The 15,090-nt window shown below is 70.6% G+C and carries 16 protein-coding genes; 9 read left to right on the top strand and 7 right to left on the bottom strand.

The window, feature by feature from the left end:
- Nucleotides 1-148: 148 nt before the first annotated feature.
- Both ACH4E7_RS03085 and ACH4E7_RS03080 read right to left on the bottom strand, forming a co-directional pair.
- Nucleotides 149-679: a YrhB domain-containing protein gene (locus ACH4E7_RS03085; protein ID WP_396247259.1), complete on the bottom strand. Its 531-nt coding sequence runs from the start codon at nucleotides 677-679 to the stop codon at nucleotides 149-151.
- A 79-nt stretch (nucleotides 680-758) separates the two neighbouring features.
- Complete coding sequence (locus ACH4E7_RS03080; protein WP_396247258.1) at nucleotides 759-1,121, bottom strand: carboxymuconolactone decarboxylase family protein; 363 nt, start codon at nucleotides 1,119-1,121, stop codon at nucleotides 759-761.
- Here ACH4E7_RS03080 and ACH4E7_RS03075 point away from each other — a divergent pair.
- The 4 genes from ACH4E7_RS03075 to ACH4E7_RS03060 all read left to right on the top strand — a co-directional run bounded on the left by ACH4E7_RS03075 (nucleotide 1,104) and on the right by ACH4E7_RS03060 (nucleotide 6,478).
- Nucleotides 1,104-2,159, top strand: a complete 1,056-nt coding sequence (locus ACH4E7_RS03075) for a LysR family transcriptional regulator (RefSeq protein ID WP_396247257.1) — start codon at nucleotides 1,104-1,106, stop codon at nucleotides 2,157-2,159. The two genes, ACH4E7_RS03080 and ACH4E7_RS03075, sit on opposite strands and share 18 nt — an antisense overlap.
- Nucleotides 2,160-2,801: 642 nt before the next feature.
- Nucleotides 2,802-4,889, top strand: coding sequence for a transglycosylase domain-containing protein (locus ACH4E7_RS03070; RefSeq protein ID WP_396247256.1), 2,088 nt, complete (start codon nucleotides 2,802-2,804; stop codon nucleotides 4,887-4,889).
- A 147-nt stretch (nucleotides 4,890-5,036) separates the two neighbouring features.
- Nucleotides 5,037-5,936, top strand: a complete 900-nt coding sequence (locus ACH4E7_RS03065; protein ID WP_396247255.1) for a DUF1963 domain-containing protein — start codon at nucleotides 5,037-5,039, stop codon at nucleotides 5,934-5,936.
- A 32-nt stretch (nucleotides 5,937-5,968) separates the two neighbouring features.
- Nucleotides 5,969-6,478 (top strand): GNAT family N-acetyltransferase, encoded by a 510-nt coding sequence (locus ACH4E7_RS03060; RefSeq protein ID WP_396247562.1) that lies wholly within the window; start codon nucleotides 5,969-5,971, stop codon nucleotides 6,476-6,478.
- Nucleotides 6,479-6,521: 43 nt separating this feature from the next.
- Here ACH4E7_RS03060 and ACH4E7_RS03055 read toward each other — a convergent pair whose 3' ends face one another.
- Entirely contained in the window at nucleotides 6,522-6,719 is a 198-nt protein-coding gene (locus ACH4E7_RS03055; RefSeq protein ID WP_396247254.1) for a ferredoxin, read from the bottom strand.
- Between the two features lie 8 nt (nucleotides 6,720-6,727).
- Nucleotides 6,728-7,954 carry a cytochrome P450 gene (locus ACH4E7_RS03050; RefSeq protein WP_396247253.1) on the bottom strand — a complete coding sequence of 409 codons (1,227 nt, stop codon included), beginning with the start codon at nucleotides 7,952-7,954 and terminating at the stop codon, nucleotides 6,728-6,730.
- 221 nt (nucleotides 7,955-8,175) lie between these two features.
- Here ACH4E7_RS03050 and ACH4E7_RS03045 point away from each other — a divergent pair, with 221 nt between their 5' ends.
- Both ACH4E7_RS03045 and ACH4E7_RS03040 read left to right on the top strand, forming a co-directional pair.
- Complete coding sequence (locus ACH4E7_RS03045) at nucleotides 8,176-8,649, top strand: DUF3995 domain-containing protein (protein ID WP_396247252.1); 474 nt, start codon at nucleotides 8,176-8,178, stop codon at nucleotides 8,647-8,649.
- Nucleotides 8,650-8,789: 140 nt separating this feature from the next.
- Nucleotides 8,790-9,215 (top strand): hypothetical protein, encoded by a 426-nt coding sequence (locus ACH4E7_RS03040; protein ID WP_396247251.1) that lies wholly within the window; start codon nucleotides 8,790-8,792, stop codon nucleotides 9,213-9,215.
- A 70-nt stretch (nucleotides 9,216-9,285) separates the two neighbouring features.
- Here ACH4E7_RS03040 and ACH4E7_RS03035 read toward each other — a convergent pair whose 3' ends face one another.
- Nucleotides 9,286-9,591 carry a hypothetical protein gene (locus ACH4E7_RS03035; RefSeq protein ID WP_396247250.1) on the bottom strand — a complete coding sequence of 102 codons (306 nt, stop codon included), beginning with the start codon at nucleotides 9,589-9,591 and terminating at the stop codon, nucleotides 9,286-9,288.
- 244 nt (nucleotides 9,592-9,835) lie between these two features.
- Here ACH4E7_RS03035 and ACH4E7_RS03030 point away from each other — a divergent pair, with 244 nt between their 5' ends.
- Together ACH4E7_RS03030 and ACH4E7_RS03025 are read left to right on the top strand one after the other, a co-directional pair.
- Complete coding sequence (locus tag ACH4E7_RS03030) at nucleotides 9,836-10,492, top strand: DUF4097 family beta strand repeat-containing protein (protein ID WP_396247247.1); 657 nt, start codon at nucleotides 9,836-9,838, stop codon at nucleotides 10,490-10,492.
- Between the two features lie 46 nt (nucleotides 10,493-10,538).
- The gene (locus tag ACH4E7_RS03025) at nucleotides 10,539-11,351 is read left to right on the top strand and encodes an alpha/beta fold hydrolase (protein ID WP_396247249.1); all 813 of its coding nucleotides are present in this window, start codon (nucleotides 10,539-10,541) and stop codon (nucleotides 11,349-11,351) included.
- A 99-nt stretch (nucleotides 11,352-11,450) separates the two neighbouring features.
- Here ACH4E7_RS03025 and ACH4E7_RS03020 read toward each other — a convergent pair whose 3' ends face one another.
- Both ACH4E7_RS03020 and ACH4E7_RS03015 read right to left on the bottom strand, forming a co-directional pair.
- The gene (locus tag ACH4E7_RS03020) at nucleotides 11,451-13,157 is read right to left on the bottom strand and encodes a proline--tRNA ligase (RefSeq protein WP_396247248.1); all 1,707 of its coding nucleotides are present in this window, start codon (nucleotides 13,155-13,157) and stop codon (nucleotides 11,451-11,453) included.
- 220 nt (nucleotides 13,158-13,377) lie between these two features.
- On the bottom strand, nucleotides 13,378-14,034 hold the full coding sequence (locus ACH4E7_RS03015; protein WP_396247247.1) for a DUF4097 family beta strand repeat-containing protein: 657 nt from the start codon (nucleotides 14,032-14,034) through the stop codon (nucleotides 13,378-13,380).
- Nucleotides 14,035-14,282: 248 nt separating this feature from the next.
- Here ACH4E7_RS03015 and ACH4E7_RS03010 point away from each other — a divergent pair, with 248 nt between their 5' ends.
- Entirely contained in the window at nucleotides 14,283-15,029 is a 747-nt protein-coding gene (locus ACH4E7_RS03010) for a helix-turn-helix domain-containing protein (protein ID WP_396247246.1), read from the top strand.
- Nucleotides 15,030-15,090: the final 61 nt, after the last annotated feature.

Raw genomic sequence — 15,090 nt, 5'->3', positions numbered from 1 at the left:
TCACCCTTGGGTTCCAGGAGTCGTTGCAACACCCCAGCGCAAGGGGTGCGATGGACTTCGAGAGCCGAGGCCGGCGAGTTCGACCACCTGGTCACCAGCCGCTGATCCATTCCGGCGGGCCCTGCTTCCTTCAGGGCCCGCCGGACCGCTACTGGACCGGGCCGGTCAGGGTCTCGATCGGACCCAGGTCCGGGTTGGGCTCGCGGGTGAGACTCGCCAGATCCTCGGGCGGTTCGGTCCCGTCCCTGACGATCGTCACGTAGGCCTTGGCCTCCTGCAGGCTCATCCGTGGGGCCTGCTTGCGCAGGTGCCGCATGGCAGCGGCGGTGCCGACGGAGTCCGCGAGGTGGCGGACGCTCGCCGCGAGGGGGTCGGGCACCCTGATGCCTTTGACCTGCCAGAGGTAGTCCTCCTCCCAGTCATCGGTCCAGCGGGTGCCGGGAACGAAGTGGATGCTCCCGTCCTCCCGGTCGACCAGGTAGGGGCCGCCGAGGAGGTTCCCGCGCAGAGCAGGGTTGCGGGCGCCCTCCGCCGAGGTCCAGTGGACGAGCCACCCGACCGGCCGCTCCTCGACGGCGTAGACGGCCAGCTTCGGGATCAGCCTCGCCCACGCCCAGTTCGGCCGCTCCCGTTCCAGCAAGGACTCGACCAGCTCGACCGCTCGTTCCCGGGAAATCACGCTTCCCATCCTTCACCCCGGGGCAACCGGAATTCGGCGCATCCGCCCGTCGATATCGGTCCCGGCCACGATCTGCGCCCTACGAGGGTGACGACGCGGCCGCGTGTGCGTCGTAGAGTTTCATCGCCTGCAGGCCGTGGGCCAGCGATCCGCCGGCGCGCACCGCTCCGGCGACGAAGATGACCTCCGCGAGTTCCTCGGCGGTGACGCCGTGCCGGTGGGCGTGGGCGGTGTGCACGTCGAGGCAGTACGAGCACTGGGTGGTCAGTGCCACGGCGATCGCCACGAGTTCACGGTACTTGCGCGGCACGGAGCCGTTTCCGCGGTCGACGACCTCCTGGAAGGACTGCCAGGCGGCGAACTCGTCGGGAGCGAGTCGGCCGACCTGCCGGGCGCGTTGCAGGTCGGCCGGCTCGGCGTAGCCGTGGCTGTGCTGGTGCATGCGAGTGCCTCCGTCGGTGAGCAGGAATTCGGCGGAACCCGTTCGATTCGCGCCGGGACCAGCTCACCAGCGCACTCGCAAGGCCGTCCAAGACTGTTTCGGTACCCCTCGGAGCGTCTCGATATGGTGCACGGCATGGATCTTCGCCGCCTGCGGTATTTCGTCGCCGTGGCCGAGGAGTTGCACTTCGGCCGCGCGGCTGCGCGGTTGCACATGTCGCAGCCGCCACTCAGTCAGCGCATTCGTGAGCTGGAGGACGAGCTCGGCTGTCGGTTGTTCCAACGGTCCGCGCACGGCGTACGGCTCACCGATGCCGGTTCGGTTCTGCTGGGCGAGGCACGGGAGTTGCTCGACGCGGCGGAGCGGGCGCGGGAACGGGTGCGGGAGACGGGCCGGCGGCGCACCATCGTGGTGGGCACCGTTGCCGGAGCCGGCCTCGAATTCGGCCCCCGCGCCGCCGCGGCCTTTCGCCGTACTCATCCCGACGCGGAAGTACGGCTGTGCGAGGCCGACATCACCGACCCGACGGCGGGGCTGCGGTCCGGTCGGGTCGACGTCGCTCTGACCCGGCTCCCGTTCGACACCGCGGGCCTCGCGGTGCGGCTGCTGGAGACCGAGCCGCTGGTCGCAGTGGTTCCGGCGGACGACCCCGTGGCGCGGCGGCCCCACCTGCGGGTCGGCGACCTGGCGGGCCGACCGTGGATCCGCCTGCCCGAGGATGCCGATGCCGCCTGGCGGCGGTACTGGCTCGGCGAGGCCGGCAGCGGCGAGGCGGTGGAGCGGTCTGCGGGCACCGGTTCGGGGCCGGTGGTCCGCACGGTGTCGGAGTGCCTGCATGCCATCGTGTGGCAGGGCGCCGTCGGTATCCTCCCCGCCGGTGCAGCCCGGCGTCACCGCATCGAGGGCATCGCCTTCGTGCCGCTGGCCGACTACCCGCCGAGCCAGGTCGTGCTCGCCCGGCCGTCAGGGGCGGCCGACCCTGCGGTCCTCGCGTTCGCCGAGGCGGTCGGTGCGAGGACCGTTCCGGACAGCTGCTGAACATCCCCTGACCAGCCCATTCGCAGGATTGCGGGGGTTTTGGAACGCCCCTTGGGTTTTCGGCGAGGTGGGCGCCGAAAATGGGGCGGAAAATCCGTAGAACGGATATAGGGCCCCATAACGCCCTCGTGGACGAGGCCCAGGTGGGCTCGGCGCGGGAAGTCAAACCGGCCGACTTCCTGCGCCACCGGGGTCTCGGTCGGCGCGGCACCCGACCGGCCGGGCGGGGCGAGCGGGAGCGCCCCGGTGGAGTGGGCCCGGGCGGCGGGCCGCACGAGCCCGGGGGACGGACTGCCGGGGCGCATGCAACGTATCGCCCCGCTCACGGCATCAAAGAGATGACAGGGACGCAGGAGGGGACTGGCGCGAACGTAGGGAGAGTTGATCCGGTTCAGTCTGCCGAATTCTTTCACATTCATTCAGTACGTATACGACTCTTATTGGCGGAGCCGATTCCGATGGCTGTTGCACAGCCGTGACAACTGTGCGCGAAAAGCCGTTCGACCGAGGAGGTTCAAGGGTTAGCATTCCGGAATGGAATCGAATCTCCCTCCGATACGGAATTCGTCCGATGATGCGGATCTCCGCCCGTCCCGCAACGGGCCGCTTCGGCTGGCCCGCCTCGGTGCGACCTTCCTGGGTGTGAGTGTCGTGTCCGGTGTGCTGCTGGCGGGCCTCGCCCTGCCCGTCGCCGGCGGCATCGGGCTGACCGCCAAGGACACGGCGGAGAGCTTCGACAACATCCCCGACGACTTCAAGACCCCGCCGCTCACCCAGGCGACCCAGATCTTCGACGCCAAGGGTGGTCTGATCGCCAAGGTCTACGAGCGCGACCGCACCGTCCTGACCGCCGATCAGATGTCGCCCCTCATGCGGCACGCCCAGGTCGACATCGAGGACGCCCGCTTCTACGAGCACGGCGCCGTCGACCTCAAGGGTGTCCTACGCGCGCTCAGCAAGAACGCGGAGAGCGGCACCACCTCCCAGGGCGCCTCCACGCTGACCCAGCAGTACGTGAAGAACGTCAACGTGGAGAAGGCCGGCGACGACAAGGGCGCCGTGCAGGAGGCCCAGCGCAAGACCCTGGGTCGCAAGATCCAGGAGCTCAAGGTCGCGATCAAGCTGGACGAGGAGCTGTCGAAGGATCAGATCCTCACCAACTACCTCAACATCACCTTCTACGGGAACGGCGCCTACGGGGTCGAGGCCGCGTCCCAGCGCTACTTCAGCAAGAGCAACAAGGACCTGACCGTCGCCGAGGCCGCCACCCTCGCCGGGTTGGTGCAGAACCCGTCGTCCTACGACCCGAAGCTGCACCCGCAGGCCGCGCAGAAGCGCCGGGACACCGTCATCGACAAGATGCTGGAGAACAAGCACATCACCGCCGACCAGGCCAAGGAGGCGAAGGCCGCCCCGCTGGGCCTGAAGTACAAGGACCCGCAGAACGGCTGCATCACCGCCAAGGCCGGCATGGGCTTCTTCTGCGACTACGTCCGCCACGTGGTCAAGCAGGACCCGGCCTTCGGCAAGTCCGCCGAGGAGCGCAAGAAGCTCTGGGACACCGGCGGTCTGAACATCTACACCACGCTGGACCCGGACAAGCAGGCCGCGGCCCAGAGCGCGGTGAGCGACAACGTGAGGGTCACCGACAGTGTCTCCGCCGCCGCCACCATGGTGGAGCCCGGCACCGGCAAGATCCTCGCCATGGCCCAGACCCGCCCCTACGGTCTGGTGACGGAGAAGAACCAGACCGTCGTCAACCTGAACGTCGACGCCTCGATGGGCGGCGGCAACGGCTTCCAGCCCGGCTCCACCTTCAAGCCGATCGTCGCGGCCGCGGCACTGGAGGCGGGCCTGCCGGCGACCCAGGAGTACAAGGCCCCGCACGAGATCGAATACCCGACGATGAAGACCTGCGAGGGGACCTGGAAGAACGAGGCCCGGCCCAAGACGGTGGTGCCCAACGAATCCGCCGGCGAGAAGGGCCCCTACCAGCTGAAGATGGCGATGGCCCTCTCGGTCAACACCTACTTCGTGCAGATGGAGCAGGAGATCGGCCTCTGCGCGGTCAAGCAGATGGCCAACAAGCTCGGCATCACCACCAAGGCCAGCGGCAAGCCCCTGGAGGAGGTCCCCGCGATGGCCCTGGGCGTCGAGGAGATGAGCCCGCTGACCATGGCCAACGTCTACGCGACCTTCGCCGCCGAAGGCACGCACTGCAACACGATCGCTATCAACAAGATCACCACCGTGGAGGGCAAGGACGTCCCCGTCCCGGCCGGCCACTGTGAGAAGGCGTTCTCCGAGACGACGGCACAAGCGCTGAACACCGTCCTGAACGGCGTGACCGAGAACAAGGGCACCGGCGCGGCGCTGCACCTGGAGGACGACCGGCAGATCGCCGGCAAGACCGGTACCTCGGACCACAAGAAGGCCGCCTGGTTCAGCGGTTACACCCCGCAGCTCGCCACCTCCGTCTGGCTCGGCGGCCCCGCCGGCGGCGTCGAGATGCGCGACATCACCATCAACGGGGATTACTACCCCGAGGTGTTCGGCGCGACCGGTCCCGGACCGATCTGGAAGGACGCCATGAACAAGGCCCTGCGCGGCACGCCCGAGCAGTCCCTGCCGATGGCCGACATCCCCGACCCGGTGGTCAAGCCCGACCCGAGCAGCACCGGGACCGGCACGGACTCGCCGACCACCACCCCGTCCGGCCCGCAGCACTGACCGCCACCTTCCCCGAGCAGTGACCCCAGCGCAGGAAGTCGGAGCAACCGACTTCCTGCGCACCTCCCGCTGAGGCCCCTTGCTCCTCGCGAGGGGCCGCCGGTAGATACAGGTGGGTCGCCGACTCCTCTGCAGATAGGCCGTTCGATGGCTCGCACGACCCCGCCGCGTCCGCTCGACGTCGAGGCGTACTTTCCCGAGGTGACGCCCTTCCGTAGAGCGGCGGTCCGCCTGCACCCCCGGGTCGGTGCCCCGGGCGCCCGGGACAGCTCCGTCGGCGGGCCGGTGCTCTGGCCGGCCTCGCAGCCGTGGCCGCACTGCGAGGACGCCCACCCGCGCACGGCGTACTCGCCGCCGAAGGGGGACACGGGACCGTTCCCGCTCGTTCCGGTCCTGCAGCTCTTCGCCTCCGATGTGCCCGAGCTCGAATTTCCGACGGGCACGGATCTGCTTCAGGTGCTCTGGTGCCCGTTCGACCACGAGGCCGGCTATGTGCCCCGTCCCGAGGTCCACCGCTGGGACAGCTCCCGCGCGGACCTCGAACCGGCCTCGCCACCCCGGCCGACCGCCGCCGATGACGACTACCTGCCCAACCCGTGCGTCCTGCACCCGGAGCGCGTCACCGACTACCCGAACTGGGACCTCCCGGAGGACCTCTCCGACGCGCTCGAAGACAGGTTCGACGAGGTGGAGGAGGAGACCGGCTGGTCGTACTGGTCCCACCTCTCGGTCGCCCCCGGCCTCAAGGTCGGCGGCTACCCGACCTGGACCCAGGACCCGGACTGGCCCACCTGCCCGGCCTGCCGCCGCACCATGGAGCACCTCCTGACCGTCAACAGCGTCGAGTTCGACGGCGCGAGCTGGCGCACCTGGCTGGCTGCCGAGGACACCCCGACAGCGGGCGAGATCTGGGACCTCGGCTACGAGGAGCGGACCCGGATCCAGCGCCCGCCCGGCCTGATGCTCGGCGACATGGGCGGCATCTACCTCTTCGAATGCCCGAGCTGCCCGGACCGCCCCTTCGCCTACCGCTCCGACTGCAGCTGATCGGGCCTCCTAGACTCCCCGCCATGACCGCCATGACCGCCGTTGACGCAGTGATCCGCCCGGCCGTCCCCGCCGACCTGGGTGCCGTGGCCGAGATCTACGGACACTACGTCCGTGACACCGTGGCCACCTTCGACGAGACGCCTCCCCCGCCCGCCGTCTGGCAGCAGCGGTTCGAGGACCTCGCCGCCCAGGGTTTGCCCTTCCTGGTCGCCGAGGTGTCCGGCGAGGTCGTGGGCTACGCGTATGCCGCCCCCTGGCGGCCCAAGCCCGCCTACCGGCACTCCGCCGAGAACTCGATCTACCTGGCCCCCGGCCACACCGGCCGAGGCCTCGGCGGCGCCCTGCTGGAAGCCCTGCTGGCCGCCTGCGCCAAGACCCACCTGCGGCAGGTGATCGCCGTCATCGCCGACTCCGGTACGGACGCCTCGGTCGCGCTCCACCGCCGGTACGGCTTCACCGACGCGGGCCGGCTGACCGCCGTCGGCTTCAAGCACGGCCGCTGGATCGACACCGTCCTGATGCAGCGGGCCCTCGGGTGACCTCAGGCGGCCCCTCGCCGCCTCGCGGTTTCTAGGGGCCGCCTCAGGCCCGGCCGCCCAGGGTGATGGCCTGCACCGGGCAGGCCAGCGCGGCTTCCCGGACCAGCGGGTCGTCCACCTGGGCCGAACCGCCCGGTAGCAGTTCCACGACGCCCTCGTCGTCCTGGGTGAACACCTCGGGTGCATGGCGGGTGCACAGGGCCGCGCCGATGCACCTGCCGGTGTCGATCCCGATATCCACGATGCCTCCTACCAGGCGACCGGCAGCGTGGACATGCTGCCCTGCAGCACGTACGGGAGGTTGGCCCGCACCTGGTCGGCGGGGACGGCGAGCCGCAGGGTCGGGACACGGCGGAGCAGGACGGTCAGCGCCGTCTCGATGACGGCCCGGGCGAGGTTCTGGCCGACGCACTGGTGGATGCCGTACCCGAAGGCGACGTGCCGGCCGGCCTTGCGGTCGATGTCCAGGGCGTCGGGCTGCTGCCAGGTGTCGAGGTCCCGGTTCATCAGCATCAGCGAGACGAGGATCCCGTCGCCGTCCCGGATGGTGTGCCCGGCGATCTCGATGTCCGCGGTGGCGACGCGGGGCAGTACGTCCGCGACGGTGGTGAGCCGGGTGAGTTCGTCGACCGCGCCGGCCATCAACTCCGGCTCACGACGCAGTCGTTGGAGCTGTTCCGGGTGTTCGAGCAGCGCGAGGGTGGAGGCGGCGATGGTGCTGGAGGTGGTGTCGTCGCCGCCGGTCAGGAGGATCGCGCAGAGTGCCACCAGCTGGTCGCGGTCCATCCCGCCCTCGTCCGGCCGTGTCGCCAGGAGGTCGTCGATCAGCCCGGCACCGGGCTCCTGCTCCTTGCGTGCGATGAGCCGGCGCAGGCGGTCGAGGATCTCGCCGAAGGTCCGCTCGGCCTCCCCGGGAGCCTCCCCACCGGTGGGGGCGAGGACCCGCCGGGTGCGCTCCGTGATGTAGCGGCCGTCGTCCTCGGGGACGCCCAGCAGGGCGAAGTTCGCCGCGCAGGCCAGCGGCAGCGAGTACGCGGAGACCAGGTCGGCCCGGTCGCCCCCGGCGAGCATCGCGTCGATCAGCCGCTCGGCGATCTCCTCGATGCGCGGGCGCAGCGCGGCGATCCGCCGGATGCCGAACGCGGGGATCACCATCCGCCGCTGGTGGGCGTGTTCGGGGTCGTCGACGCCGCTGAGCGGGGGCGAGAACCCGGCGTCCGCCTGCTCGGCGAGCTGCGGGGCCAGGGCGGGGAAGGACGGGTGCCGGACGCTGACGGAGATCCGGGGATCGAGCAGCAGGGCACGGCCCTCCTCGCTTCCCGAGACCAGCCAGACCTGCCGGCCGTCGTACAGCGTCACCCGCGACAACGGGCCGTCCGCGCGCAGCTGTTCGTAGCCGTCGGGCATCCGGAAGGGGCAGGTGCGCGCCATCGGATAGGCGGGGGCCTCGGTCGAGCGGCTGCCGGTAGCTGTCACGATCATCAATCATGCCAGATGCTCCGTCCGCGAATGGCGGCGTCCGCATGTCTCAAGTGACATGTGAATCAATATGTTTGATGTTTCATCAGTCAATTTCACTCCCCCGCTCGGGTGCTCCGAGCGGTCGACCTCCGCCCACCCGTTCTCCCCCTGGCAGGGGAGCGGAACAAACCGACCGGACGATCCGCGCGGTACGGCCGAACGGCCACGGTGGACACATGGACATCCACGCCCGCGCTCGCGCCGGCCTTCCCCGTATCGCCGCCTATGCCGCCGCCACCTGGTCCGCCGCCTTCTCCGCCGTCCACCTGTACTGGCTCCTCGGCGGGCGACTCGGCCTCCCGGACGGGCTCTCCGTCCTCGGCAACACCCCGCTCCTCGTGATCGACATCCTCGCCATCCCCCTCTGTGCCCTCGCGGCGGTCCTGGCGCTGGCACTCGTCCGCCCCTGGGGTGCCCGGTTACCGGCCAGACCGCTCGCCGTCGCCCTCTGGGGTACGACGGCCCTCCTCCTCGTCCACGCCGCACCGTCCGTCTCGGACTGGGCCGCGCTGGCCTTCGGCAGCCGCACCACCTCGGACTTCGACGCCATGGGCCGCTTCGCGACCCTCCTCTACGAGCCCTTCTTCATGACCGGCGGACTGCTCTTCGCCCTCGCCGCCCTCGGCCGCCGTCGCCCGGGCCGCGCCTGACGGGTGGGCCTGAGGCGTCGGTCTGGGGGGTCGGTCTGACGGGTGGGTCTGGACCCACCCGACTGTGGGGCCAGACCCGTGTCGGCCCGGTCGCCCGCTCCGTAGCGTCGTCGCCACAACGACACGGAGGAGCGGACACCATGGCCACGACCGAGCCGGCGAACCTCGGCAACTCCCGTACCCAGAACACCTTCAGCACGGTGAAGAAGTGCATCACGCTGTTCGGCGCCGTCGGTGCCGTCGTCCTCGCGACCGTCGCCGCGATGGCCTCCCTCGGCCACGAGACCACGCCGTTCATGTGGATCCGCGGCGTCATCCTGCTCGGGATCGCCCCGGTGCTCCACCGCATCGCCACCCGCGCCGCCCAGGGCTCCTACAAGGCCTTCGACCGCATCCGGACCCTCTCCACCGTGATGCCGATCGCGGTCATCGCCGTCGACCTGGTCCCCGGCCTCTGCCCGCCCTGGTACGCCGTCCTCCAGGGCCTCTCCGCCCTCGCCCTGATCGGCGTCGCCGTCCTCACCCGCGGCTCCGCCCTGAGCGGCGCCTTCCCCAGGCCCAACTGACCCGCTCCGCACCGCAGATGGCCGGTCCGCACCCGCGGCACCCGGTCATCCGGCGTTTCCGGAACGATGCTCACACCGGGCGCTCGTACCCGATCGCCCGCAGGACATCGGCGAGCCACACCAGGTGGTGGCCCAGTGCCCGGTCCTCGTCGGCCAGCACATCCCGCAGGTGCCCCCAGGACTCGGAGGCCTGGCCGATCGTCAGCTCGTTCGGCGCCTTCGCCATGTCGTAGGCCTCGTCGGGTGCGACTGCCCAGAAGTAGTCCTTCTCCAGGGTGAAGCCTTCGTCCCCCGCGGCTGCCTCCACGTGCCGCAGCACCACATCGAACGCCCCGCGCAACTCATCAACGGACACCCGCAACGCTTCATCGCTCATGGGCCCCATCCTCGCCCGCCCTGAGCCCCGGGCATAGCGTTCACTTTACATCCATTGCAACGAATCCCATGCGTGGCGTTGCATTTGAATCACGCCCACTGCAACGATTTCACTGCATTCACCTGCGGTGACGGCATTTTGGCGCAACGAGTCTGTTGCCAGATGTCTGAACGCAACGTAGCTTTTCCGTTGTCAGAAACGGCGGGCCGACAGGGGCCCGCCACCGGACGAAGGAGAAGGAACCATGCACAAGTTCGCCACCACCGCCCCGATCGCCGCCGTCCTGGACGTCCCCGCCGGCCGCATCCAGGTCATCGCCGCCGACCGCGCCGACACCACCGTCGACATCCGCCCCGCCAACCCCGGCAAGAACCGCGACGTCCAGACCGCCGAGCAGACCGTCGTCAGCTACACCGACGGCGTCCTGCGGATCCACACCGGCGAGCCCCAGAGCAAGCTGCTGGGCCCCGGCGCGATCGAGGTCACCGTCCAACTGCCCGCCGGCTCCCGCATCGAGGCCCGCACCGCAAGCTGCGAACTGCGCGCCGTCGGACGCCTCGGCGACATCGACTTCGAAGGCGCCTACCGCCAGATCAAGATCGACGAAGCCGCCGCCCTGCGCCTGACCGCCGTCGACGGCGACGTCGAGATCGGCCGCCTCACCGGCCCGGGCCGCATCACCACCGCCCGCGGCGACATCCACGTCACCGAAGCCGTCCGCGGCACCCTCACCCTGCGCACCGAGGCCGGCCACATCACCGTCGCCGCCACCACCTCCGCCACCCTCGACGCCGCCACCGGCCACGGCCGCATCACCAACACCCTGCGCAACACCGGCACCCCCGAACTCGACATCCACGCCACCACCAACCACGGCGACATCACCGCCAACAGCCTCTGAAACCCCCGCCCCCACCCCTCATCCCTGATCGCGAAGGAGCCCCGCCATGACCAGCACCCAGCACTCCGCCCCCGCCTGGACCGGCATGGTCGAGGTCGACGACACCGCCCTGGCCGTCGCCGACACCGGCGGGGACGGCACCCCGGTCGTCTACCTCAACGGCTCCTACGCCGACCAGTCCCACTGGCGCCGCGTCATCGCCGACCTCGGCCCCGGCTACCGCCACATCACCTTCGACGAACGCGCCCGCGGCAAGTCCCGCACCGCCACCGACTACTCCTTCGAGGCCTGCCTGCGCGACCTCGACGCCGTCCTGACCGCCCGCGGCGTCGAGCGCCCGATCCTGGTCGGCTGGTCCTACGGCGCCCTGATCGCCGTCCACTGGGCCGCCCGCAACCCGCACCGCACCCTCGGCGCGGTCTCCGTCGACGGCGCCTACCTCACCGACCCGATCGACGACGCCACCCGCGCCCGGGTCCGCGGCCTCTTCCGCCGCCTCAGCCCGATCTTCCCCATCGCCCGCCGCCTCGGCATGGCCGCCCGGATGAGCGCCGCCCAGCACGCCGAGATCAACCTCGAACTCATCGACCTGTGCGCCCCCGACGCCCTGGGCCCCGTCCTCGACCGCGTGAGCGCCCCCACCCGCTACGTCATGGCCAGCGGCGGCAACCTCGGCGCCGACGCCAAGACCATGGAGAAGCTGCGCGCCGACCTCACCCCCGTCCTCGCCCGCAACCCCCGCATCAGCGTCCACACCAAGGTCCCCAGCAACCACTCCAAGATCCTGCGCAAGGACTCCCCCGCCGTCGCCGACGCCATCCGCGACCTGGCCGTCACCCATGGCCGGCAGGCCGCGTGAGGCCGCCCGCCCGGTCGACCCGTACGCCGGGTCGGTCCCCCGTCGAACCCTCCCGCCGGCGGCCCCTCGCGAAGAGCAAGGGGCCGCCGCGTCCGTGGCTCACACCGCGGCGGTCAGCAGCTTCCGGAGGTGTTCCACCGCCGCCGCCACCGGGACGGACCGGGTCTCGCCGGTGGCCCGGGTGGTGACCTCGACCGTCCCCTCGGCGAGGCCGCGGGCGCCGACCGTGATCCGGTAGGGGATGCCGATCAGCTCGACGTCGCGGAACTTCACGCCGGGCCGTTCGTCGCGGTCGTCCAACAGCACGTCGACCCGCTCGCCGCGCAGTTCCCGGTACAGGGCCTCCGCGGTCTCCGTCACCCGCTCGTCACTGCCGCCGAGGACCACGACCGCCACCTCGAAGGGGGCCACGGCGACGGGCCAGACGATGCCCTTGCCGTCGTGGTGGGTCTCCACGATCGAGGCCAACGCCCGTTCCACGCCGATCCCGTAGCTGCCCATGATCGGGACGACGCGCCCGCCGTCCGGGCCCAGCACGGAGACGCCGAGGGTCTCGGTGTACTTGCGGCCGAGCTTGAAGATGTGGCCCACCTCGATGGTGACCACCACCTCCAGCGGCGTACCGCACCGGGGGCAGGGCTCGCCCGCGGTCACCTCCCGCAGGTCCGCCCAGCGCTGCACGGCGATGTCCCGCTCGACCGACACCCCGCGCAGGTGGACGCCGTCCGTGTTGGCGCCGGTGGTCATGTCGGTACGGCCGCGCAGGGCCTCGTCCGCGAGGACGGGCAGCCCGGCGACGCCGACGGCGCCCAGGCTGCCGGGGGAGGCCCCGAGCGCCGCCTGGATCTCCTCGGCGGTCGCGGGACGCACCACCGTGGCGGCGAGGGTGTCGATGAGCTTCTGCTCCACCAGGTTGTGGTCGCCGCGGACCAGGATGAGCGTCAGCCGGCCGTCGACCACGTACACCAGGGTCTTGATCTGCCGCTCCGCCGGTACGTCATGACGACGGGTCAGCTCGTCGATCGTCCGGGCCTCGGGGGTGTCGAACCGCTCGGGCGCGTCCGGTCCCGGGCCGTCCACGACGGCGGGCAGGGCGGACGTCGCCTTCTCGGTGTTCGCCGCGTAGTCACAGCCGGGGCAGCGGACCACCAGGTCCTCGCCCGCCTCCGAGGGGCTCATGAACTCCACCGACGCGCTGCCGCCCATGCTGCCACTGGACGCCTGGACGGCGATCGCGGGCAGTCCGAGGCGGGCGAAGATCCGCTCGTAGGCGGCCCGGTGCAGGTCGAAGGAGCGGTCCAGGCCGGCGGGCTCCACGTCGAAGCTGTACGAGTCCTTCATCGTGAACTCGCGCACCCGCAACAGCCCGCTCTTCGGGCGGGCCTCGTCACGGAACTTGGTCTGGAACTGGTACCAGAGCTGCGGCAGGTCCCGGTACGAACGCAGCTCCTGCGACAGCACGGTGAAGATCTCCTCGTGCGTCATGCCGAGCGCCAGGTCCGCGCCCTTGCGGTCCTTGAGCCGGAACATCTCCTCGCCCATCACCTCCCAGCGACCGCTGCGCTGCCAGATCTCCGCCGGGTGCATCGCCGGGAGGACGAACTCCTGGGCGCCGATCGCGGCCATCTCCTCGCGGATGATGCCCATGATCTTGGCGCGCACCCGGACCGCCAGCGGCAGCAGGGAGTAGTGACCGGCCATCAGCTGCCGGACGAACCCTCCCCGCACCAGCAGGCGGTGACTCACCGCATCCGCGTCCGCCGGGTCCTCCCGGAGGGTGGGCACGTACAGCTGGGACCAACGCATGGGCCGGACACCGTCCTCTCGGCAAGGCTGCGGAATGCCGCCGCAGTCTAGTGGTGGAGCCACGACCGGGTCGCTGCATTTCGGCCCGTGTGGTCCCCACGGAAACGCCTCCGGGCCGCACGAGGGCGGTGGCCCTTGCGCGGCCCGGAGGCGGTCGAATCGGAGGATGACGGCTTGGTCGTGCGGTTGTCGGCAGTGCGCTGGTCCCGTTCTCGCGAGTTCAGAGGCTGTTGGCGGTGATGTCGCCGTGGTTGGTGGTGGCGTGGATGTCGAGTTCGGGGGTGCCGGTGTTGCGCAGGGTGTTGGTGATGCGGCCGTGGCCGGTGGCGGCGTCGAGGGTGGCGGAGGTGGTGGCGGCGACGGTGATGTGGCCGGCCTCGGTGCGCAGGGTGAGGGTGCCGCGGACGGCTTCGGTGACGTGGATGTCGCCGCGGGCGGTGGTGATGCGGCCCGGGCCGGTGAGGCGGCCGATCTCGACGTCGCCGTCGACGGCGGTCAGGCGCAGGGCGGCGGCTTCGTCGATCTTGATCTGGCGGTAGGCGCCTTCGAAGTCGATGTCGCCGAGGCGTCCGACGGCTCGCAGTTCGCAGCTTGCGGTGCGGGCCTCGATGCGGGAGCCGGCGGGCAGTTGGACGGTGACCTCGATCGCGCCGGGGCCCAGCAGCTTGCTCTGGGGCTCGCCGGTGTGGATCCGCAGGACGCCGTCGGTGTAGCTGACGACGGTCTGCTCGGCGGTCTGGACGTCGCGGTTCTTGCCGGGGTTGGCGGGGCGGATGTCGACGGTGGTGTCGGCGCGGTCGGCGGCGATGACCTGGATGCGGCCGGCGGGGACGTCCAGGACGGCGGCGATCGGGGCGGTGGTGGCGAACTTGTGCATGGTTCCTTCTCCTTCGTCCGGTGGCGGGCCCCTGTCGGCCCGCCGTTTCTGACAACGGAAAAGCTACGTTGCGTTCAGACATCTGGCAACAGACTTGTTGCGTCAAAATGCCGTCACCGCAGGTGAATGCAGTGAAATCGTTGCAGTGGGTGTGATTCAAATGCAACAAAGGTCGGGCGACTCGTTGCAATGGATGAAGAGTGAACGCTATGCTGAAGCCATCCGCCGATGCCACAGAGGAGGCCGCGATGCCGGGAGGCAGACTCACCCAGCAGGAACGCCAGCAGATCGCGCTGGGACTGGCCGACGGCCTCGCCTACGCGGAGATCGCCCGACGCCTGGAGCGTCCGACTTCGACCGTCACACGCGAGGTGATGCGCAACGGCGGTCCCACCGCCTACCGCGCCGAACTCGCCCACCGCGCCACCGAACACCGGGCCCAGCGCCGCCGGCAGCCCGCGGCCCGGGGAGCGGGCGCGACCCCGTCGGCCGACGGACGCGATGTCGAGGCCGTGCGCGAGTACGAGGAGATGTTCGCCTCCGTCTTCATCCAAACGGGCCTGCCCAAGATGACGGCCCGGGTGCTGGCCTGCTTCTTCACGACCGACGAGGGCAGCCTCACCGCGTCCGAGCTCGTCCAGCGCCTCCAGATCAGCCCGGCGTCCGTCTCCAAGGCGATCGCGTTCCTGGAGACCCAGAGCCTGGTCCGCCGGGAGCGCGACGAGCGCCGCCGCGAGCGCTACGTCGTCGACGACGACGTCTGGTACCAGTCGATGATGGCCACCGCCCGTGCCAACGCCCACTTCGTCCAGATCGCCCGGCAGGGTGCAGGTGTCCTCGGCCCCGGCACCCCGGCCGGCGCTCGCCTGGAGAACGTCGCCCGCTTCATGGACTTCGTCTCCGAGAGCATCGCCCGGGCCGCCGAGCAGGCCCGTGAAATCCTCCACACGAAGCCCGAAGCGGCTTCCGGCGACACCGAGGGCAGCGCCGGCTGAGCCACCGTCGCGAGGCCTTGGGAGAGGTCCCGGGGCCGTTCGCCCGGGGCGTGTTCCATGA

Source organism: Kitasatospora sp. NPDC018058 (assembly GCF_044327205.1).
GTDB lineage: Bacteria > Actinomycetota > Actinomycetes > Streptomycetales > Streptomycetaceae > Kitasatospora.
This window is presented reverse-complemented; position numbering and strand designations above follow the sequence as displayed.

Coding starts and splice junctions, on each gene's coding strand:
- ACH4E7_RS03035 (WP_396247250.1), bottom strand. CDS start 9,591: ATGAGCGATGAAGCGTTGCGGGTGTCCGTTGATGAGTTGCGCGGGGCG.
- ACH4E7_RS03045 (WP_396247252.1), top strand. CDS start 8,176: ATGGACATCCACGCCCGCGCTCGCGCCGGCCTTCCCCGTATCGCCGCC.
- ACH4E7_RS03010 (WP_396247246.1), top strand. CDS start 14,283: ATGCCGGGAGGCAGACTCACCCAGCAGGAACGCCAGCAGATCGCGCTG.
- ACH4E7_RS03030 (WP_396247247.1), top strand. CDS start 9,836: ATGCACAAGTTCGCCACCACCGCCCCGATCGCCGCCGTCCTGGACGTC.
- ACH4E7_RS03080 (WP_396247258.1), bottom strand. CDS start 1,121: ATGCACCAGCACAGCCACGGCTACGCCGAGCCGGCCGACCTGCAACGC.
- ACH4E7_RS03040 (WP_396247251.1), top strand. CDS start 8,790: ATGGCCACGACCGAGCCGGCGAACCTCGGCAACTCCCGTACCCAGAAC.
- ACH4E7_RS03060 (WP_396247562.1), top strand. CDS start 5,969: ATGACCGCCGTTGACGCAGTGATCCGCCCGGCCGTCCCCGCCGACCTG.
- ACH4E7_RS03065 (WP_396247255.1), top strand. CDS start 5,037: ATGGCTCGCACGACCCCGCCGCGTCCGCTCGACGTCGAGGCGTACTTT.
- ACH4E7_RS03025 (WP_396247249.1), top strand. CDS start 10,539: ATGACCAGCACCCAGCACTCCGCCCCCGCCTGGACCGGCATGGTCGAG.
- ACH4E7_RS03015 (WP_396247247.1), bottom strand. CDS start 14,034: ATGCACAAGTTCGCCACCACCGCCCCGATCGCCGCCGTCCTGGACGTC.
- ACH4E7_RS03020 (WP_396247248.1), bottom strand. CDS start 13,157: ATGCGTTGGTCCCAGCTGTACGTGCCCACCCTCCGGGAGGACCCGGCG.